This window comes from Amycolatopsis sp. TNS106, from assembly GCF_019330265.1.
In the GTDB taxonomy this organism is placed as follows: Bacteria; Actinomycetota; Actinomycetes; order Mycobacteriales; family Pseudonocardiaceae; genus Amycolatopsis; species Amycolatopsis lurida.
Window position 1 is genome coordinate 4,449,870 of sequence record NZ_CP024972.1, and the last position, 20,104, is coordinate 4,469,973.

The window sequence follows — 20,104 nt, forward strand, 5'->3', positions numbered from 1 at the left end:
GGAACCTACCTCCTGTTCCTGGTGTGCACGGTCATCGGCAGCCCGCCCCGCACCCGGAGCGACAACATCGCTTCGGGCACCACGTCGTAGCCGGGGAGCTTCCTGAGTTCGAGGTCCCGCAGGACCATCGTCAGCACGAAGACGGCCTCCATCACGCCGAGGCTGTTGCCGATGCAGAACCGCGGCCCGGCGCCGAACGGGATGTAGGCGTAGCGGGGCCGTCCGCTCGGCCGGTCCGGATCGAACCGGTCCGGGTCGAACTTCTCCGGCTCCGGCCAGAACTCCGGATGCCGGTGCAGCGTGTAGGGCACGACGACGACGTCGGATCCGGCGGGGACGTGATAGCCGCCGATCTCGTCGTCGGCCTGCGCCACCCGAGGCAGCAGCCACACCGGCGGATACAGCCGCATGACCTCTTCCACGACCCGCGCCGTGTACGGCAACCGGTGCAGGTCGTCGTGTGTCGGCGACTGGTCGCCCAGTACCGCGTCGGCCTCGGCACGCAGTTTCGCCGCGATCTCGGGATGTTCGTCGAGCAGGTGGAACGCCCAGCCCAGCGTGCTCGCCGTCGTCTCGTGCCCGGCCAGCAGCAGGGTGATCAGCTCGTCCCGCATCTGCTCACGGGTCCCGTCGGTCGCGATGAGGCGCGAGAGCACGTCCTCGCCGTTCTCGACCGGGTTGGCCAGCCGCTGCTCGACGAGTTCGTCGGCGATCCGGCGGAGGTCGGCCCGTGATTCCCGGAACCGCAGTTGCTTCTTCAGCGGGGCCCACTGCGGGACCATGCTCAGCGTCACCGCTTCGAACATCGCCTGGTCCTGCACGGCTTCGAACGAATGCCCCAGCGAGGTGAAGCCGCCGAGGTCCGCGTCGAGCAGGGTCTTGCCGAGCACACCGAGGGTCAGCCCGGTCATCTCGTGCAGGATCTCCACCGGTCCTTCGGTGTCCCGCAAGCGTTTCACGAGCCCTTCGACCTCGTTCGCGACGACCGAGGCCTGCCGCGCGATCCGCTTGGGCTGGAACACCGGCTGGATGGTCCGGCGCTGCTTCTTCCAGACGTCGCCGTCACTGGTGAGCAGCCCGTCGCCGAGCGCCCGCCTCGCCTCCTGGAGGCCGATTCCCTTGTGGTAGTTGGCCGCGTTGTCCGCGAGCACGTGTTTCGCCAGATCGGGGTGGTTCACCAGGTACATCGTCTTGGGACCGATCGCGATCCGGACGACGTCCCCGTGTGCCTCCGCCGAATCCGACATGAGCGCCAGCCGGTCGGTGAAGAGCTTCTTCAGCAGACCGAAGGTCGCCCGGCGCGGCGGGCCGGGCGGCGCGAGACGCGCCGCCCGGCTGGTTTCCGCACCGGAGGTCATGCCGCCACGGCCCCGGTTTCCGTCTCCGGCTTCTCGGCCGGCTTGGGCAGGGAGGTGACTTCGGCCGACTTCGCCTGCTCGGCCTCCCACTTTTCGGTGGCCTTCTTGGAGAAGTGCAGGCCCCACAGGAACGCGCCGCGGATGAGGCAGACCAGCGCGGTGGCGAGGAACAGGCCGTACGCCACGTGCACGACCATGAAGAACCCGTACGCCAGCGCCACGCCCGACCCGAACAGGACCTGCGACGCGGGCTTCGACGGGGTCGTGCCCGGGTCGGTGACCATGTAGTTCGTGTAGAGCACGAACGCCACCCCGGTCATCATCCCGAGCGCGCCGGGGATCGCGGTGTCGAACACCAGCCCGCGGATGATCGCCTGGAGCGCGAAGGTGATCAGCCAGGCGCCGATCAGCCACATCCGCTGCGTCAGCATCGCGTTGAGGACGGTGCCCGACACGATGATGATGCCGACGATCAGCCAGCCGACCCAGGAGTCGACCTGCTCGGTGAAGTGATACGGCGGCGCGATGCTCGCCCAGGGGAACACCAGCAGGATGATCGTGATGCCGAAGTTCGACGGGTTCATGTAGTGCCGCAACCGGCCGCGCACCGGGGCCTGCAGGACCCACTTGGCGCCGACGGCGACGACGACGCCGAACATCATGACCAGCACCTGGTCGTTGACGTAGGTGAGCATGTTCAGCGCGAGACCGGTGATATGCGCCGGGAAGAGGAACTCCACGAGTCCCTTGAACCCGTTGCCGCGGAAGCGGACGCCCCGCCCTTGGGTCCGGGCGCCGATGATCTCCAGCAGGATTTCCGTGGCGTAGGCCGTGGCCAGCGCGATGAACGGATAGGTGTAGGGCTGCTCGAAACCGAGCACGGTGTAGCCGATGATGTTGAAGACGGTGATCGAGATCGCGAACCGGCGAAGGGCCGTGATCGTCTTGTTGCTCTTCGGTGCGGTGAGTGTCTGCTCAGCCATGACGGTCATTTCTCCTTAGCCTGAGCGCCGAGCTGGAAGGTGTGGCTGCCCGGGGTCAGCTGGACTTCCTGCGTGCGGATCTGCCCGGTCAGGTCGCGCCACTGCAGGCAGACCTTCACCGGCCCGGTGACCTTGCCGAGTCCGATCTGGATCTCGTGGCTGCGCTTGCCGGAGTGGCCACTGCCGCCGTCGACCCGGTCCATGTACTTCTTGCCGTCAGGGGTGATGACGGTGACCTGCGCGCCGATCGCCGCGGTGCCCGCCGCCTTGAGCGGTCCGTCCGCCGAAGCCTTGTCGTGCACCAGCTTCAGGTTCAGGTAGGACCCGGCGTCGGGGCTGACGTTGCGGTAGAAGATCGGCTGCTCCCACTGGCGGGCCACTGCGAAGTCGAGCTTGCCGTCGCCGTCGGCGTCGCCGGTGGCGATACCGCGCGTGGGCACCGGGACCGCGAGACCGAGGCGCGGGGCCAGGTCCGTGTAGCGGCCGTCGGGGCTCTTGGCCCAGAAGTGCAGGGTGTGGTCGCCACCGACGTCGTCACCGGCGACCATGTTCGGCCAGAAGGACGGATGCTTCAGCAGTTCGTCGTTCGAGGTCGCCAGTTCCTGCAGCTGCGGCCAGCGGTTGACGTCGCCCTTGACGAACCCGGTCGCCTGCGTGATCACCGATTCGCCGCTGTTGTTGTAGTCGGCGATCTTGACGTCCCAGCCCCAGCCGGACCACGCGGTGCCCGCCTGTGCGCTGCGGTCGACCCACGGCGCCTCGCCGCCCTGCAGACGGCCGCGCAGATCCGCGGTGTCCTTGGCGGTGTTCATGAACTGGAAGTGGCTTTCCTCGATCCCCCAGGACGTCGTGATGTTGCTGACGTACAGGTCGTAGAGACCGTCGTGGTCGAGGTCGGCGAAGTCGACGCCCATGCCCTTGAAGGAGTCGTTGCCGAGCACCTTGGACTTCGGGTCGTTGGGCCCGCGGACGCCCTTCACCTCGGCGAACTCGACGTGACCGGGGCGGGACTTGTTGTACAGCAGGCGGTCGTGCCCGAAGTCGTTGCCGATGTAGAGCTCCGGCAGGTTGTCCCCGTCGACGTCGGTGGCGCTGGCCGCCAGCGACCAGCCGCCCTGGGCGTCGGCCGGGATGGCCTGGTCATCGCAGACGAACGTGGCCGTCGGCTTGGCGCCTTGGGTGGCACCGGTGAAGCGGAAGATGTACTTGCCGCCGGCGTTGTCGGCGTGCGACATCGACTTGTTCATCTCGACCCCGCCCTGGACGCGGTCGTCCAGCACCGCGCTGTCGGGGAAGTAGTTGCCGATGAAGATGTCCTGGTGGCCGTCGCCGTCGAAGTCACCGACCGAGGCGGCGTTGGTGTTCCACAGTGGACCGGCGTACTCGCCGTTCTTGGAGTTGTTGCCCGGCACCAGTTCGACCGGCTCGTAGGCCTTCGGCTCCAGCTTCGTGGCGCCCGGCTTCGAGAGGAACAGGATCGGGGTGCGGCCCCAGTAGTAGGCCAGCAGGTCGACCCGGCCGTCCTCGTTGTAGTCCGCGGGCACGCAGCCCATGGGCGCGATGTACTTCCCCATCGGCAGCGGTGCCGCGTCGAGCGCGAACGGCGCGTAGCGGTCGCCGCCCTTGCCCGGCGTCGGGGTGATGACGACCTGGTCGCTGCGCGGGTCGACGAAGCACAGGTCGTTCGCGAGCTTGTCGCCGTCGAGGTCGTTGACCGCGATCGCGGCGCCGACCGACGAGATCCAGGCCCGGATGTGCTCGTAATCCTTGTTCACCGTCCGGATCGACTGGCTCTTCGCCGCTTCCGGCAAGGCGATCGTCAGTGGTTCGAACGCGTACTTCGAGGCCATCGTGTCGGCCTCGGCGGTCGAGACCGTGGGCAGCTGCGCCACCACGAACAGACCCGCCATCAGCACCAAGGCCACGATGCCCGCAAGCTGCTTGCGGAGCCAGCCCAAGGTCGCGGTCATTTCCCTGCACCTCCAGAGTTGAGAACCTCAGCGGCGATGCGCTGTCGCCAGGTTTCGAATGCCGGGAGTTCGCCGTCGACCACGGTGGCGGGGCGCACCTCCTGGGTGATGGCCGCGGCCCGCTCGGCCGGCAGCCCGCAGATCGCCTGCGTGGCGACCTCGGTCTCAGGGATCAGCAGCCCGGCGCGGACGCGGGCTTCGGCGGCGAAAGCGCTGCCCTGGGCGAGGTTCCCGCGGTGCTCACCGGCGAACTCGGCCAGTTTCAGCAGTTCGTCGGAAGTGACCCCGCACGCGTAGGTCGAGGCGAGCCCGACCCCGGCGTAGAGGTCTCCGTGGCGCCGCTCCGGGAAGCGCGCGATCGCGTCGGCGACGAGGTCGACGTCGGTACCGCAGATGAACCACAGCGCCCGTCCGATGCCCTGGTCGATCGCCCGCAGCGCGTACCCGTCGTTGCCGGGCGGCCAGGAGAAGCCAGGGTCCTGGAACTGCCCGTCGATGTACTTCGCCGTCTTGAAGTACGCCTGGTGGAAGCCGTAGCCATCGAGCACCAGCCAGCGCAGCAACGGATCGAAGTCCTCGGCGGAGGGCCAGCGGAAGCGCGGCAGCCGCGCCATCGCCCAGCCGACGCCGACGTAGATGATGTAGTCGTGCTTCTCACCGGGTCCGGCGAGGAACTCCTCGATGTGCCGGCGTCCGCCTCCCGGCAGCCCGTCCAGCATTCCGTATCCCATTCCCGCGCCTTCGTAGGCGAAGCCGCGGTATTTCACCGGAATACGTTCGAGCCATTCTTCCGCCTGGTCGACGGAACGCGCTTCGACCGCGTGCGCGTAGCCGAGCAGGAATTTCTCACCGACGGTCTCCAGCAATTCTTGAGCGGCTGGGCTCTTCTTGTGGAAACCGCGCTTGTCCAGTGACGTCTCGGAGACGTCCGGTGTGATCATGCGCCGTCTGATCGTGCGCCAACCATTGCCCAACGCACTCTCCCCCTATCGGGTGGATTCGAATTCTGGATCGCTTAAAGCGTCACATGCGTGGTGATGGCCCAGCTACTCCACGGTTGCGTCCGCGTTCTCCCGGTTTGCGAGACCGGGAGAACGCGGAACGACTTCGGTCAGGCCACCGCGCGCAGGTACCCGGGCGCCGGCGCGACCATCCGGTTCCCCGCCGACGTCGGGCCACCGGCGAGGGTGATCGCCATCGGCGCGTCGGTCGGCAGCGGGGCGCGCATCGGCATCCGGAGGTGGACCATGCCGTACCGGGTGATGTCGACGCGGGCGGGCAGCGTGCCCATGGAGAACGAGGACGCCGCGGTCCCGGCGGCGTGTTCGGCCACGCCGATGACGGTCCACCGGCCCTCGGGGACGTTCTGGATCTCGATGTCCGCCGACAGGACGTTCGCCCTGCCACCGAAGGCGACCGGGCCACACTGCGGGATCGACTCGGCGAACAGTCCGATGAGGACGGTCGCCGGGCCGGCCCCGCGCGGGGTCTCGACCCGCACGCTGATCGTGCCGGTCCCGGTTCGCATCGTCGGGCTGCCCATTCCGGCACTGTGCAACGCTTCCAGGGTCGGAAGCCGCTGGAAGTGCGGGGCCATCGCCACGAGCAGTTCGCCGACCTCGGGATCGCGGTACTGGGTCGGGGTCATCCCGACCGCACGGGTGAAGCGGCTCGTGAACGTGCCGACACTGCTGTAGCCGACGCTGCACACGATGTCCGACACCGTCAGCGATGTCGTCAGCAGCAGTCGTTTCGCTTCGAAGAGCCGGATCGCGGTGAGGTAGCGGCCGGGGGTGACACCGGTCGCCTTCGCGAAGATCCGGGAGAAATGGAACGGGCTGACGAAGACTTCCTGTGCCAGATCGCTCAAGGTGATCGGGTCGAAATACCTGGCGTGCATCGCGGAGATGGCCTGCAGCACCGCGGGTTGCAAGGGGGACGCCGGCTCAGGGTGCCGACCGGGTTCGGTGACGCCTTTCTCGTTCGCCGCCATGGCGACTGTTCGTAGCTGCATCAGACCAACCTCGGATTCGCTGTCGCTTTTCTCTGTACGCCAGCTAACGCGTCGGTGATTTCAGCGGGCTCGACGAGCGATCGAGATGGGTCCTGCGGTCTTGTCCGAACGTGCGCTATCGGTGGACGGTCGGGCCCCTGGCACGCACGACCTCAAGCCGGGAAATCGAGCACGCATTCCCCGACGCCGACCTCGGCGGGCCAGTCGAGTTTGAGGGCACGGTCGACGCGGTCGCCGGCGTCCACCGGGACGGCGTGCGCGGCCAGTCCCATGGCGCGGGCAACGAGGTAGAGCGTCTGCTGCAACGCACCGACATGCGCCAGCGTCGTGGCGTACGCGCCACCACCGAGCACGGACGCCATCCGCGGCATCCGCGCGGTGACGGTGATCAGCGCCGAGGGCCATCGATGGTTGCCGCCACCGATCATCGCGATGTCGAGCATCTCGTCGAGGTCGGCCGCGTCATCGTTGACCAGGTCGAGCCGATGGCCGAGCGGATCGTAGTGGTAGATCCCGCGGTCCAGCCCCGAACAGCGGTTCACCGACACGTAAAGCTCGAGTTCGTACAGGCAGGCGACACTGAAGTACGGCCGTTGCGAGGCGCTGTGCGCGGGCCCGTTCGGAAGATGTGCGGGCCCGATCGACCGGATGCGCGCGCCGCGGTACAGGAACTCGCCGATCTGCTCGGCCGACAGCACGCTCTCGGTGAACTCGGGGCAGCTGTGGTCGTGCTCCAGCAACGCCGTCAGCGTCGGATCGGTCTCGGCGCGATCGGCCAGATCCGGCCGGAACAGCGAGTAGCTCGGGCCTTCGCCGGTGGGGGCCTTGACCACCGGCGGATTCCCGAGCCCGGCGAGGTCGGCCGGGCCGCCCGGCCGCCAGGTCCGGCTCGTGGTGTGGAACGACAGCTCGTCCGGGGACCACACGCGCAGTTCGGGATCGTCGTCCTCGGCGAACCTGCCGTTCTCGGCGGCCTGGACGACGCCCGCGGCGACCAGATAGGACACGATCGCGCCGACCACGCCGCGATCGATCCCGGTCGTGGTCACGATCTCCCCGACCGACTTCGCCGTCGCGAGGGTCGCCGCGACGTGCACCGCCCACGGCTGGGACAGCACGACACGGTAGCGCGCGGACGGCGACTCCAGCCCCATCCCGTCGGCGTCGGAACGCAGGGAACTGAAGCGGGACAACCGGATCGGGCGGGTGGCGGGGATCTCCACCGGCGCGAACACCGGCGCGAGCACGACCGGGATCACCGACAGCAGCGGGCCGCGGCCGTCGGCGAGCCCGAGCGAGCGCACCACGGAACCGCCGAGTTCCTTGAGCACCTGCCGCAGCGCGTCGGCGCCCTCGGCCGTCCAGCTCAGTTCGCCTTCGAGGTCGGGCTCCCGTTCGACGGGCTCCCACGAAGACGTCACGTTCGCCAGCGACACCGGACCCAAGGCCATCCGCCGCAACGATTCCCGCACCAGAGGTTCCGCGTGCGGGAATTCGTGCTCACCCCAGCGCGTGACGACCACCAGTGAGCCGTCCTCACCGATTTCGACAAGGCTGTCGTCGGTGAGCGACCACAGGGGGATCGTTTCGGCCACACCGCCGGGGTGATCTGTCGTCAACTGTTGCTCCAGCTTGATCTACAAGAACATGGGGAACGGATTCAGCCGCTCGTAGGGGGTCGGTTCGGCGAGCCTGCCCAGACGCACCGGCACGTCGAACAGCCGTCCGGGAGCGAAGCGGCTCCAGAACGGGCGCAGCCCCGGAACGACCACCCGGACCACCGGGAGGTCGATGTCGGGCCTCGTCTGGTCCAGCACCAGCGTCTCCATTCCCAGCACGGAAAGCCTGCGTACCAAGCACTCCACGTCGTCGCGGACGTCGGGACGCCGGACGAACTTGAAGTCCGCGGCCCGTTTCGCCGACCGGCCGGGCGCCGGCAGCAGATACGGCTGGTTGGCGACCGTCGCGTACCGGAGCCACCGCGCCGCGTCGGGATCGTCGAGCTCGACGTCGTTCGCGAGCACCGCCGGGATCAGCTGGTTGAGCTCGCTGACCGCCCGCCGCAGCGCCGTCCTGGGATCCAGGTGGGCGCCGAAGCCCATCATGACGTTTTCGCGCGGCCCGACGATACTCCTGGACAGCGCGACCATCACCGGAACACCGAGGTCCGCCGTCAGGTCGAGGACCCACAGTTCCCGGCCTGCCCGCGCGTACTGGCCGACCATCTCCTCGGCCCACGGGTCGTCGAACGAAGCGATGTCGACGCCGGGCACGGGAAGCCGGTTGTACCACCACAGCGCGACGGCGTCGCGTTCGACGAGTTCGAGCAGCCCCTGCAGGATCGCGTCCTCGATACTGCTTCCGGCCGCGCAGCCGTTGGAGTCCGCGCGCATCCCGGTGAGCCCGCATTCCCACGGCACCCCGTAGTAGAGGTACGCGGTCGGCATCAGCTTCCGGCGCTGCCGGGAGAGCGACCACAGCGGCGTCCAGTCGATCGCGGCTTCGGCGTCGAACCGTTCCGGGACGTACTGGAAGTTGGAGTGGGTGGCGTTCCACTCGACGCGGCTTTCGTATTGGCGCTCGTCGAAGAGCATGCACGAGTTCGGGTGGACGGCGTCCTCGCCGAGCGCGCGGTAGGTGTCGCGGATCCGCAGTTCGTCGCCCTGGTAGTTCGCCGAGAACCGCTCGATCGCCTCGCACAGCGCGCCGACTTCGGCGTCGATCGGGCTCGCGCCCTTGCCGCCGTTCTCCCCGCGCAGCCCGGCCTGCAACCCCGCCTCACCGCGCACGCGGCGCGCGACGTTCCCGCCGGAGTGGTACGCGTTCACGAACGCAGGCGCCCGTGGGTCGCGGGAGATCTCCTTGACGATCCCGGTGACCGGGCTGATCAGGTGCCCGTAGCGGTCGAGCACCTCGACCGGGGTGCGGGTCCGGTGCCCGCCACCGCCGGACGTCGCCTTCTTGGCCTCCCGCAGCACCACCGGTTCCGCCGTCCGCGCGGCGACGATCCCTTCGTCACCGCATTCGGGGCACTGGGGACGGCGCCGCAGTTCGTGCAGGCGCCCCTGCAGGTCCAAGGTGTCCAGGATCCACACGGCCTGCTGCCCCGGATAGCGGTGTCCCGCCAGCCATTTGGACGCTTCGAGGGAGATCAGATGGGACGCGGCCGCGGTCAGCGGCGGCACGGCCGGCATCGGGAACGAGGCGGGGCCGTCGTGCCCGAGAACCTCCTGGACGCAGGCCTCGGCGTGCCGGTGCCCCCACAACCGGTTCGTCAGGCAGTGCCAGCAGCCGGACCGGCCGGGCTGCATGATCGGGCCGATCCACACCTGCGAACCCGACGGCCGGGCCAACAGCCACGGCCGCCCGGTGCGCCGGTGCTCGGCGTCGATCTCCGCCAGGCGCGGGTCGAGGTAGTCGTCGCACAGCACGATGGCCAGTTCGGACGCCGTGTCGACCACTTCGATCCCGCTCGCGGCCAGCCCGCTCGCCACCTGTGAGGTGTCGATGCCACTGCCGATCGCGGTCAGGCTCGCCGTCGCCGGCTTCTGACGGCCGGCCACCGCGGAGGCGTCGAGGCCGCACGCGTCCCAGTACGCGAGCGCGCGTTCGTCCCCGCTGATCTCGTCCGGGACGTGGACGGTGACCAGACCGGCCTCGACCAGCCTGGCCAGCACGCCGGTGACCTGTTCGGCGCTCATCCCGTCCGGGCGGGCGGACAGGAGTCCGTCGAGGTCACGGGTGCCGTCGAGCAGCGCCGCCACCGACGCGACCTGCGCGCCGCGCATCGCGATGACCCCTTGTTCCGAAAACAGATAGGCCCCGTTCCCCGCGCGGACCTCCACGCGCAGATGCCGTTTGAACCCCAGACCACCGCTGATCGAGCCGGACGTGGACGATGCCTCACGCATGTGGACCCCCAGAAGGTCGGTTCGATTCTCGAATCCTGCTCGGCCGCCTTTGCCCCGGCCAGTGCGCGATTCATGTGTCGGACATGAAAAACCCACGTTCTTCCGGGACACACGCACGCGGAAGCTGGTGGACGGCTCACTGGCCCGCGACGGGCCGCTCTGCCACTGTCGAAGTACTGGGAATCAGGTCTCGACGCGTATCGAGCTGGAGGGCGCTTGCGATGTACACCGGATCACGAGTAGCGGACACGCACCACGGCTCGGCACCCAACCCGATTCCGGTCACGCCCGCAAGCCCCGTCCGTTTCACCCTCCTCGGCCCGCTCGAACTCGTGCGGGACGGGATCGACTACGCACCGACGACGCCGAAGCTGCTCCAGGTGCTCGCCATGCTGGTGATGAGCCCGGGCAAGATCGTGCCCATCGACACGATCGTGCGGGAACTGTGGGCCGACGATCCGCCGCGCAGCGTCCGCACCACCATGCACACCTACGTCTACCAGCTGCGCAAATGCATCGAGGAGAACGAGCTCGCCCCGTACGGTGAGACCATGCTGGCGACGAAACCGCCGGGGTACGTGTTCCGGATCGCCCCCGAGCAGGTGGACGTCTTCGAGTTCCAGGAGCTGCAGCAGCGGGGCCGGGAACTGCACCTGCGCGGCGAGCACGTCGAGGCGGCGAAAGCCTTCCGCTCCGCGCTCGCCCTGTGGTCGGGGCCGCCGCTGGCGAACGTCCATTGTGGACCGGTGTTGTCGGCGTACTCGGTCGACCTCGTCGAACAGCGGCGCAGCACCCTGCACCTGCGGATCGAGGCGGACATCGCGGCCGGGATGCGGCACGAGCTGATCGGTGAACTGCGTTCCCTCGTCGCCGCGAATCCGCTGGACGAGGCCCTGCACGGGCAACTGATCCGCGTGCTCGGCCGCAGCGGGCGGCGTTCCGACGCGCTCGCCACGTACCGTCAGGTGCGGACTCGGCTCAACTACGAACTGGGCGTCGAGCCCTGCGACGAACTGCAGGTACTGCACCACGGCCTGCTCTCCGAGGGTGAACCCGCGTGAACACCATTCCCGGCACGGAAACGAAAGTGAGGATCGACGGATGAGCATTCGTACCTATGGACAGTTCTGCGGTCTGGCCAGGGCGCTGGAGATCATCGGCGAACGCTGGTCGCTGCTGATCGTCCGTGACCTCGTCCTCGGCCCGAAGCGGTTCACCGAGCTGCAGGCGGGCCTGCCCAAGATCCCGCCGAGCACCCTCTCCGCGCGGCTCAACGAACTCGAGCAGTCCGGGGTGCTCCGCCGCCGCCTGCTCCCCCAGCTCGACGCCGCCGTGGTCTACGAACTCACCGAGTACGGCAGCGAACTCGACCAGATCGTGCTGGACCTCGGCCTGTGGGGCGCCCGGTCGCTCGGGCAGCCGTCCGCCGAGGACGTCTTCACCCTGGACTCGGCGATCCTCTCGCTGTACACGACCTTCCGGAGCGAAAAGGCCAAGGGCGTCCAGGTCACCTACGAACTGCGCTACCCGGGCGAGATGATCCTGCACGCGATCGTCGAGGACGGCGCGCTCAAGGTCGCGGAGGGCGCGCATCCCGGCGCCGACGCGGTCATCGAACCGCTGGGCCCGTTCATCAAGGACCTGCTGACCGGCGACCTCACCGCCGCCGACGCGACGCGAACCGGCAAGATCCGCCTCGAAGGCGCCTTCGAATACCTCGAACTGTTCGCGGAATTGTTCCACATCCCCGCGGCTCCGAAAGTGACCGAAGGAATCGTCGTCCGCTGAGCCATCCGGCGTAAGACCGCAGGTCGGATCAGCAATCCGGAGTAACGGAAACCGCCGGGTGACGGGATATCGTCGACATCCGTCACCGGTCGGTCTTTCGTCTTAGGAGCCCTTCATGGCCACACTTGATTCGCGTCCGGGTCTGCTCGCCGCGCTCAACGGGAAATATCACCGCGCGGCGCTCCTCTCCTTCGCGGTGGTGGTCGTGGCCCACTGGGCCGAACACCTGGTGCAGGCGTTCCAGATCTATGCCCTCGGCTGGAAGACCCCGGACGCGCGCGGCGTGCTCGGGATCCCCTTCCCGAAGCTGATCAGCTCCGAATGGCTGCACTACGGGTACGCCATCGTCATGCTGGTCTTCCTGTTCGCCCTGCGCAAAGGTTTCGCCGGTCGTTCGCGGCAGTGGTGGAACCTCGCGCTCGGCCTGCAGTTCTGGCACCACATCGAACATCTGCTCCTGCTGATCCAGGCGCAGACCGGCTGGCGGCTCGGCGGCGGCACCGCGCCGAGCAGCATCATCCAGCTGTTCATCCCGCGTGTGGAACTGCACCTGTTCTACAACACGATCGTCACCATCCCGATGATCATCGCGATGCTCGTGCACCGGAAGGCCCCCGCCGTCGAGCGGGAGCTGACCGGGTGCACGTGCTCGCCCGAAAGCCGGCGTGAGCTGGCGACCGCGGCGTCGTGACCAGGAGGCTCTTCGCGCTACTGGCGGTGCTGGTGGCGTGGTTCGGGGTCGCGGTGCTCACCGCGGCCCCGGCCTCGGCCCACGTCGAGCTCCTTTCTTCGAACCCCGCCGACGGCGCCCGGCTCACGTCCGCCCCTGCCCGGGTCTCGCTCACCCTGTCGGAGAACATCGGCATCCAGCCGAATTCGATCAAGGTCGTCGACCAGCAAGGCACCGACGTGGTGGCCGGTCCGGTGTTCCAGCCGGGCGAGATCGCCGAAGAGGTCGCCGTCGCACTCGAACCCGATCTTCCGGACGGCAGCTATCTCGTCGAGTACGCCTTCGTCTCGGCCGACTCGCATCCGGTGCGCGGCACGATCGCGTTCGTGATCGGCACCGGCCCCCTGATCACGTCGGCGGGCGCGGTGTCCGCCTCCACCGGGACCGATCCGGTGACCGACGCGCTGTTCACCACCTTCCGCTGGGGCTCCTTCGGCGGTGTCGCACTGCTGGGCGGGCTGGTGTTCCTGCTGGTCTGCCGCCCCGAGGGCCGCACCGATCCGTCGGCGCGGAAGCTGATCACCGCGGGTCTGTGGCTCTCGGGGGTCACGGCCGTGGCGGGATTCCTGCTGCAAGGTCCGTACGTCACGGGCCGCGGGGTGGGCGCGCTCTTCGACCCGGCGCTGATCGAGGCGACCCTGCGGGTGGCGTACGGGAAGCTCCTGCTCCTGCGCCTGGCCGCGATCGTCGCGCTCGCCGTGATCGTGCGACGGCTGCTCACGGGTGACCTTCCGGAGCGGCTGCGTTCGCGCTACGAGAACCTCGGCATCGCGGCCGGGTTCATCGTGATGCTGAGCTTCTCCGCGACCGGGCACGCGGTGGCCGACAAGATCATGTTCCTCTCGGTCAGCGCCGACCTGGCGCATTTCGGCGCGATGGCCGTGTGGGTCGGCGGGCTGATCCAGCTGGCCGTGCTCCTGCGCGGCAGGTACTCGGCGTCCGAGGCCGAGCCGGCGCTGGCCCGGTTCCACCCGATCGCCACCCGGTCGATCGTGATCATGGTGGTCAGCGGCGCCTACCTGGGCTTCCGGCTCGTGCCGTCGGTGGAGGCGCTCTGGACGTCGGCCTACGGCATCGTCTTCCTGCTGAAGCTGACCGGCTTCGCCGCGTTGCTGTGGGTGGCGAACCTCAGCCGCAACGCCGTGCGGCGCGGGATCTCCGGGCGCGGCGGCACCGGCGTGGTGACCGCCGACCTGCGGAAACTGCGGATCAGCGTCGGGGTCGAGGTGCTGATTGTCGCCGTGGTGCTCGCGCTGGCCGCGGCGCTGTCCTCGATGTCCCCGACCGGCTGATCACCGCTCGATCTCCGCTTCCGGTGGGGCGAACGGCCCCCAGGTGAAAGCCCGGAGCCACGGCTCTGGATCGCCGAGCCACTCCATGGCGGCGATCTGGGCCGGGCTCCGGCGCCCGGCGAGCGATCGGTAAAGATCCACGGGCGCGCCCGAGAGCACCGCGGCGACCGGTTCGGTACCGGCGATCCAGGTCGCGCCCTCGGTCTCGATCCGCAGCCCGGGGAGCCCGTGCCTGCCCAGCGAGTCACCGAGGCCACGGACGAGCACTTCGAATCCTCGCAGCCAGGCGGCGTGCGCTCCGGGCGGCGGAGCGCCGAGCGCGTACCGGAGATCGAGTTCGTGGGTGAAGGCGTCCATCACCAGGATGTCGCCGCGGCCCTTCCCCTCGCCGTCGGCGGCGAGGAGGGCGTCGGCCTCGGGACCCCGTTCGAGCCAGAGCTTCAGTACTTCGGCGGCCGACGCCGTCTCCGGCACCGGGCAGGCCTCACCACCGAACCGGGTGATCACCCGGTCGCAGATCTCGGCCAGATGCGCGATCAGCTCGCGCACGGTCCACTGTGGACACGCCGGGACGACCCGTTCGGCGGCGCCCGCGTGATCGGCGAGCAAGATCGCGAAGTTCTCTCTGACCTGCCGATACCCTTCGGCCGCTGTCGCCGTATTCCAGCCAGGGACCCGAATTCGGCTGCTCGTCACGCGGCCACCTCCAGTAGGGGTAAGCGATGGTCGTCCATTCTCCCACCGCCGCGGAGCTTCACCCTTCTCCCCGCTTGCGCGTACCGTTCAACGCAAAGACCACCCACCCGTGGCGCGTGTCGCCGCGGCTTCAGGCACACTGGTCGGTGAAAGCCCCGTGTGGCAAGAGAAAGCGCCCAATGGCGACACATCGACCACTGTGGAGGTGACCAATGGAGATGCCCGGCTTCGATCTGGCGTGGCGTGGTTTCGATCGCGCGCAGGTCCGGGAATTCGTTCGCGAGGTGGAAGCCGAACTACGACGAGTGGAAGCCGAACGCGATGAAGCGCTCCGCCGTGGAGACGCGCTCGCCGCCGAGCTCACGGCCGCGCGTGAGGACAATCGAGAATTGAAGGCCACGGTCGACCGGATCAGCCGTGTGCCGATCGCGCCGGACGCGTTGCAGGAGCGCTCGCGCCGCATGCTCGAACTCACCCGCGAGGAAGCCGAGGAGATCACCGCTCGCGCCGCCGAAGAAGCCGCCAAGGCCGAGGCGCAACGGAAGCGGATCGCCGAAGACTTCGAGCTCGCCATGACGCTGCGCCGCGCGGAGGCGATGCGCGCGCTTGCCGCACGGGACGAAGCCGCGCAGGCCCGGGCGCGAAAACTGCTCGACGACGCCGCCGAAGAAAGCGAGCGTCTGGTCGCCGAAGCGCGGCAGAAGGCCGACGTTGCCCTCCGCCTTCGCGATGACGTGCTGAAACAGCTGGTCGGCTGCCGCGAATTGCTCACCGAGGCCGGCTTGGTGCTGGCCGTGCCCGACTCACCTGAACCGGAAGTGCCCGTTCAGCGCCGGAGCAGGCCCGAAGCCCGCACCGGCACCGAAGCGGCCGCGACCTGACTAAGCGGGGTCACCCGAGGAAAAGACCACCGGCCGGATCTCCATCGCGTTGATGTGCGCGTCCGGGATCTGGCCCGCGATCTCGATCGCGCGCTCCTTGCTGTCGCATTCGACCAGGTAGAAGCCGGCCAGGTACTCCTTCGACTCCGCGAACGGGCCGTCGGTGACCACCGGGACGCCGTCACGCACCCGCACCACCGTGCTCTCCTTCGGCTCCCCCAGCGCCTGCGTCCCCAGCAGTTCGCCGCTCTCGGTGAGCTTCTTCATGAAAGGGTCGATGCGGGCGACCACCTCGTCGCGCTCCTCCTCGGGAAGGGCGTCCCAGGCGGTGGGGTTCATGGTGATCATGATCATGTACTTCATCGGTGTTCCTCCTGGTCGTCCGGCCGATACCCGGCCACTCACAGAGGAGTCGGAGCCGCCGGATCGTCCTCGACATCCTGGCATCCGGAAATTCGGCCGCCCCCGGCACATACGTGGGGAGGGTATACTCGTCGGAGACAGGGAACGACGAGAGAACGGGTGCGGAATGACGGGCTACGGCACCGAGCGGGAGGCCTATCTCAAGCGCCTGCGCCGGATCGAAGGACAGATCCGCGGCTTGCAGCGGATGGTCGAGGAGGACAAGTACTGCATCGACATCCTGACGCAGGTGTCCGCGGCCACGAAGGCGCTGCAGTCGTTCTCCCTCGAACTGCTGGATGAGCACCTCGCCACCTGCGTGGTCCACGCGGCCGCCGCGGGCGGTGAAGAGGCCGACCTCAAGGTCCGGGAGGCGTCCGACGCCATCGCCCGGCTGGTCCGGTCCTGAAGCGTCGCAGCCGCAGGCTGTTGGTGACGACGAACACCGAGGAGAACGCCATCGCGGCCCCCGCGATCATGGGGTTGAGCAGGCCGAGCGCGGCCAGCGGCAGCGCGGCGACGTTGTAGGCGAACGCCCAGAACAGATTGCCCTTGATCGTGCCGAGCGTGCGGCGCGAAAGCCGGATGGCGTCCGCGGCCGCGCGCAGGTCGCCACGCACGAGGGTCAGGTCACCGGCCTCGATCGCGGCGTCGGTGCCGGTCCCCATCGAGAGACCGAGGTCGGCCTGCGCGAGCGCGGCCGCGTCGTTGACGCCGTCGCCGACCATGGCGACCACGCGGCCTTCGGCCTGCAGTCGCTTGACGACGTCGACCTTGTCGGCGGGCAGGACCTCCGCGATCACCTCGTCGATGCCCACCTCGGCGGCGACGGCCTTCGCGGAACCGGTGTTGTCGCCGGTCAGCAGGACCGGGCGGAGCCCGAGCGCTTTCAGTTCCGCCACGGCCTCGGCCGACGTCGGCTTGACGGTGTCGGCGACGACGACCACGCCGCGCGTCTCGCCGTCCCAGGCGACGACGACCGCGGTGGCGCCACGATCCTCGGCGGCCGTCCTGACCTGGGAATACTCTTCGCCGACAGCGATGCCGTGCTGGTCGAGGAGGGCAGGCCGCCCGGCCAGGACGGTCTTGCCCTCGACCACACCGAAGACACCCAGCCCCTCGACAGTGCGAAACCCGTCGACCGGCGGCAGTTCGCCGAGCCGCTCTTCGGCGGCCGTGACGATCGCGCGGGCGATCGGATGCTCGGAAGCGTGCTCGACCGCCGCGGCCAGCCGCAGCACCTCGGTCTCGTCGGCGCCGAAAAGATCGGTGAGGCTCATCTTCCCGGCGGTCACCGTGCCGGTCTTGTCCAGGACGACGGTGTCGACCGCGCGAGTGGACTCGAGTACTTCGGGTCCCTTGATGAGGATGCCCAGCTGCGCGCCGCGACCGGTGCCGACCAGCAGCGCCGTCGGCGTGGCGAGGCCGAGCGCGCACGGGCAGGCGATGATGAGGACCGCGACGGCGGCGGTGAAGGCGGCGTCGGCTCCGCTGCCGGCTCCGAGCCAGAAGCCGAGCGTGCCGACCGCGAGCGCGATCACCACCGGGACGAACACGGCCGAAACCCGGTCGGCGAGCCGTTGGACCCGCGCCTTGCCGTTCTGCGCGTCTTCGACCAGCCGTGCCATCTGCGCGAGCTGCGTGTCGGCGCCGATCCGGGTGGCGCGGACGACGAGCCGCCCACCGGCGTTGACCGTCCCGCCGACGACGGTGTCCCCGGCCCCCACCTCCACCGGGACCGCTTCACCCGTCAGCATGCTCAGGTCGACGGCCGAGCCCCCGTCGGTCACGACACCGTCGGTGGCGATCTTCTCGCCCGGCCGCACGACGAACTCGTCGCCCGTCTTCAGCGCTCCGATCGGGACGCGGCTCTCGGCGCCGTCCTTCAGTAGCGCGACATCCTTTGCCCCGAGTTCGAGCAGCGCCCGCAGCGCGGCGCCGGAGCGGCGCTTGGACCGGGCCTCGAAGTACCGGCCTGCCAGGAGGAACGTCGTCACCCCGGCGGCGACTTCGAGGTAGAGGTGGCCCGCACCGGAACCGCGCTGCATCGTCAGCTCGAAGCCGTGCCGCATGCCGGGTACCCCGGCGGTGCCGAACAGCAGGGCGTACAGCGACCAGAGGGTGGCGGCGGCGACGCCGAGCGAGATCAGGGTGTCCATGGTGGCGGCGCCATGCCGGAGGTTCGTCCAGGCCGGGCGGTGGAACGGCCACGCGCCCCAGGTGACGACCGGCGCGGCCAAGGCCAGCGAGACCCACTGCCAGTAGGTGAACTGCCAGGCCGGGACCATCGCCAGCACGATCACCGGCACGGCGAGCACGGCCGAAACGACGAGACGCGTCCGAAGCGCGCCGGTCTGGTCTTCGTCCTCGTCGGGCTTGGGCGGCTGGGCCGTGTAGCCGGCGGACTCGACGACGCCGACGAGGTCTTCGACCGAAAGCGCGGCGGGGAAGTCGACCTGCGCCTTCTCGGTGGCGTAATTGACCGTGGCGGAGACGCCGTCGACCTTGTTCAGTTTGCGTTCGACCCGCGCGGCGCAGGACGCGCAGGTCATCCCGCCGATCGCCAGTTCGACCCGCTGGGATGTCCCGAGGCTCACGGCGTACCTCCCGGATGGTGCCCGTGATGCTCGCTGGTCGGCGCGGGCGAGGGCGGCGCCTCGTCCAGCGGCCCCACGGCGGACCCGATCGCCCAGGCGACGGCGAACACCGCGACCAGAGCCGCGGCGAACGCCGACACCTTGACGGCGGTGCTCACGAGACGAGCTGGTAACCGGCCTCGGTGACGGCCGCGTCGACGGCCTGGACGTCCAAGGGCGAGTCGCTGGTGACGGTGACCTTGCCGCTGGCGACGTCCACGTTCACGGCGCTGACGCCCGCGATCCCGCTGACCTCCTCGGTGACGGAGGAGGCGCAGTGCCCGCAGGACATGCCCTTGACGGTGTAGGTGGTTTCGGCCATCGGTACGAACTCCTCTACAGGACAGGTGGAGCGATCACTTCCTTTATACCCCGTGGGGGTAGGGGTGTGCACGGAGGGTACGGGGACACTGCGGAAATGAGGAAGATCTCCGCCATCGGCATCGGCGCCGGCGACCCGGACCACCTGACCGTCCAGGCCGTCCGGCGGCTGAACGAGACCGATGTGTTCTTCGTGCTCGACAAGGGTTCGGAGAAGCAGGACCTGACAGCGCTGCGCCAGGAGATCCTCGACCGGTTCGTCGAACGGCCCGGCTACCGCGTCGTGCGGGCACCGGACCCCGAACGCGACCGTACTCCGGACGACTACCGGAAGGCCGTCGCCGACTGGCACCGGCTCCGGACCGACGTCTACGAGAACATGATCGCTTCCCTGGGCCCCGACGAGCGGGGCGCGTTCCTCGTATGGGGCGATCCCGCGCTCTACGACTCGACCCTGACGCTGCTGGACGCCGTGCTGGCCAGGGGCACCGTCGAGTTCGAGTACGACGTCATCCCCGGGGTCAGCAGTGTGGCCGCGCTGACCGCCCGGCACCGGACCACGATGAACCAGATCGGCCGCCCGGTACAGATCACGACCGGCCGCCGCCTCGAGGCCGGCTGGCCCGCGGACGTCGACGACGTCTTCGTGATGCTGGACGCGAACTGCACCTTCTCGCAGTTCGCCGACACCGGCCTGGAGATCTACTGGGGCGCGTACCTCGGGACACCCGACGAGCTCCTGCTCTCCGGTCCCCTGTCCGCCGGACTCGCCGCCGAAATCCGCTCCGTCCGCGCCTCCGCGCGCTCACGGAAGGGCTGGATCATGGACATCTACCACCTACGACGCCCGGCCCGCCCCTAACTCCCGCCCGGCCCTACCTCACTCGCGGGGCCCTCACTCACGTGCCCACCCCCGTCACCCGCGTGTCCAGCACCGTAACTCGCGTGTCCGGCGCCGTATCTCGCGTGCTTGAGCGCGTATCTCGCGTGTCCAGACGCGTAACTCGCGTGCTCAACCGGACGACTCGTGTGCTTGGGTGGACGACTCGTGTGATCAGAGGGACGGCACGCGTGCTTGGGTGGACGACACGGCGTACGTGCCCTCGGATCGCCGTGTCGTCC

Annotated in this window: 19 protein-coding genes; 7 read left to right on the top strand and 12 right to left on the bottom strand. The window is 68.9% G+C overall.

The window, feature by feature from the left end:
• Positions 1-5: 5 nt before the first annotated feature.
• The 7 genes from CVV72_RS20000 to CVV72_RS20030 all read right to left on the bottom strand — a co-directional run bounded on the left by CVV72_RS20000 (position 6) and on the right by CVV72_RS20030 (position 10,236).
• Positions 6-1,358 (bottom strand): cytochrome P450, encoded by a 1,353-nt coding sequence (locus CVV72_RS20000; protein ID WP_219145269.1) that lies wholly within the window; start codon positions 1,356-1,358, stop codon positions 6-8.
• Positions 1,355-2,350, bottom strand: a complete 996-nt coding sequence (locus CVV72_RS20005) for an enediyne biosynthesis protein (RefSeq protein ID WP_219145270.1) — start codon at positions 2,348-2,350, stop codon at positions 1,355-1,357. The genes CVV72_RS20000 and CVV72_RS20005 overlap by 4 nt, the downstream gene beginning before the upstream one ends.
• Positions 2,347-4,311: a CRTAC1 family protein gene (locus CVV72_RS20010; RefSeq protein WP_219145271.1), complete on the bottom strand. Its 1,965-nt coding sequence runs from the start codon at positions 4,309-4,311 to the stop codon at positions 2,347-2,349. The genes CVV72_RS20005 and CVV72_RS20010 overlap by 4 nt, the downstream gene beginning before the upstream one ends.
• Positions 4,308-5,252 (bottom strand): DUF1702 family protein, encoded by a 945-nt coding sequence (locus CVV72_RS20015; protein ID WP_255632182.1) that lies wholly within the window; start codon positions 5,250-5,252, stop codon positions 4,308-4,310. Before CVV72_RS20015 ends, CVV72_RS20010 begins: the two co-directional genes overlap by 4 nt.
• A 170-nt stretch (positions 5,253-5,422) precedes the next feature.
• Positions 5,423-6,325 carry a helix-turn-helix transcriptional regulator gene (locus tag CVV72_RS20020; protein WP_370641795.1) on the bottom strand — a complete coding sequence of 301 codons (903 nt, stop codon included), beginning with the start codon at positions 6,323-6,325 and terminating at the stop codon, positions 5,423-5,425.
• 152 nt (positions 6,326-6,477) lie between these two features.
• A complete protein-coding gene (locus CVV72_RS20025) occupies positions 6,478-7,920 on the bottom strand; it encodes a SagB family peptide dehydrogenase (RefSeq protein ID WP_219154031.1) in 1,443 nt (480 codons plus the stop codon).
• A 42-nt stretch (positions 7,921-7,962) separates the two neighbouring features.
• A complete protein-coding gene (locus tag CVV72_RS20030) occupies positions 7,963-10,236 on the bottom strand; it encodes a TOMM precursor leader peptide-binding protein (RefSeq protein ID WP_219145273.1) in 2,274 nt (757 codons plus the stop codon).
• Positions 10,237-10,457: 221 nt separating this feature from the next.
• Between CVV72_RS20030 and CVV72_RS20035 the strand changes: the two genes are divergently transcribed.
• The 4 genes from CVV72_RS20035 (at position 10,458) to CVV72_RS20050 (ending at position 14,046) form a co-directional block, all read left to right on the top strand.
• Positions 10,458-11,297, top strand: coding sequence for an AfsR/SARP family transcriptional regulator (locus tag CVV72_RS20035; protein WP_219145274.1), 840 nt, complete (start codon positions 10,458-10,460; stop codon positions 11,295-11,297).
• Between the two features lie 40 nt (positions 11,298-11,337).
• Positions 11,338-12,024, top strand: coding sequence for a helix-turn-helix domain-containing protein (locus tag CVV72_RS20040; RefSeq protein WP_219145275.1), 687 nt, complete (start codon positions 11,338-11,340; stop codon positions 12,022-12,024).
• Between the two features lie 115 nt (positions 12,025-12,139).
• A complete protein-coding gene (locus CVV72_RS20045) occupies positions 12,140-12,715 on the top strand; it encodes a hypothetical protein (protein ID WP_219145276.1) in 576 nt (191 codons plus the stop codon).
• Positions 12,712-14,046 carry a copper resistance CopC/CopD family protein gene (locus tag CVV72_RS20050; RefSeq protein WP_219145277.1) on the top strand — a complete coding sequence of 445 codons (1,335 nt, stop codon included), beginning with the start codon at positions 12,712-12,714 and terminating at the stop codon, positions 14,044-14,046. Before CVV72_RS20045 ends, CVV72_RS20050 begins: the two co-directional genes overlap by 4 nt.
• Here CVV72_RS20050 and CVV72_RS20055 read toward each other — a convergent pair whose 3' ends face one another.
• Positions 14,047-14,655: a maleylpyruvate isomerase family mycothiol-dependent enzyme gene (locus tag CVV72_RS20055; protein ID WP_255632183.1), complete on the bottom strand. Its 609-nt coding sequence runs from the start codon at positions 14,653-14,655 to the stop codon at positions 14,047-14,049.
• Positions 14,656-14,954: 299 nt separating this feature from the next.
• Here CVV72_RS20055 and CVV72_RS20060 point away from each other — a divergent pair, with 299 nt between their 5' ends.
• On the top strand, positions 14,955-15,623 hold the full coding sequence (locus tag CVV72_RS20060) for a M protein (protein ID WP_219145279.1): 669 nt from the start codon (positions 14,955-14,957) through the stop codon (positions 15,621-15,623).
• Here the strand turns inward: CVV72_RS20060 and CVV72_RS20065 are convergent, their stop codons facing one another.
• Positions 15,624-15,986: a YciI family protein gene (locus tag CVV72_RS20065; RefSeq protein ID WP_034313727.1), complete on the bottom strand. Its 363-nt coding sequence runs from the start codon at positions 15,984-15,986 to the stop codon at positions 15,624-15,626. It abuts the gene before it with no gap.
• Positions 15,987-16,152: 166 nt separating this feature from the next.
• Between CVV72_RS20065 and CVV72_RS20070 the strand changes: the two genes are divergently transcribed.
• Entirely contained in the window at positions 16,153-16,434 is a 282-nt protein-coding gene (locus CVV72_RS20070) for a metal-sensitive transcriptional regulator (protein ID WP_007034631.1), read from the top strand.
• On the opposite strand, the gene CVV72_RS20075 is transcribed toward CVV72_RS20070, so the two are convergent.
• From CVV72_RS20075 to CVV72_RS20085, 3 genes are read right to left on the bottom strand one after another with little or no spacing between them, the layout of a single operon-like run.
• Positions 16,385-18,577 (bottom strand): cation-translocating P-type ATPase, encoded by a 2,193-nt coding sequence (locus CVV72_RS20075; RefSeq protein WP_219154032.1) that lies wholly within the window; start codon positions 18,575-18,577, stop codon positions 16,385-16,387. The two genes, CVV72_RS20070 and CVV72_RS20075, sit on opposite strands and share 50 nt — an antisense overlap.
• Positions 18,578-18,618: 41 nt before the next feature.
• Positions 18,619-18,780, bottom strand: coding sequence for a hypothetical protein (locus CVV72_RS20080; protein ID WP_167373499.1), 162 nt, complete (start codon positions 18,778-18,780; stop codon positions 18,619-18,621).
• Positions 18,777-18,983: a heavy-metal-associated domain-containing protein gene (locus tag CVV72_RS20085; protein ID WP_219145280.1), complete on the bottom strand. Its 207-nt coding sequence runs from the start codon at positions 18,981-18,983 to the stop codon at positions 18,777-18,779. Before CVV72_RS20085 ends, CVV72_RS20080 begins: the two co-directional genes overlap by 4 nt.
• A 96-nt stretch (positions 18,984-19,079) precedes the next feature.
• Here CVV72_RS20085 and cobF point away from each other — a divergent pair, with 96 nt between their 5' ends.
• Entirely contained in the window at positions 19,080-19,844 is a 765-nt protein-coding gene (gene cobF / locus CVV72_RS20090; RefSeq protein WP_219145281.1) for a precorrin-6A synthase (deacetylating), read from the top strand.
• Positions 19,845-20,104 lie beyond the last annotated feature (260 nt).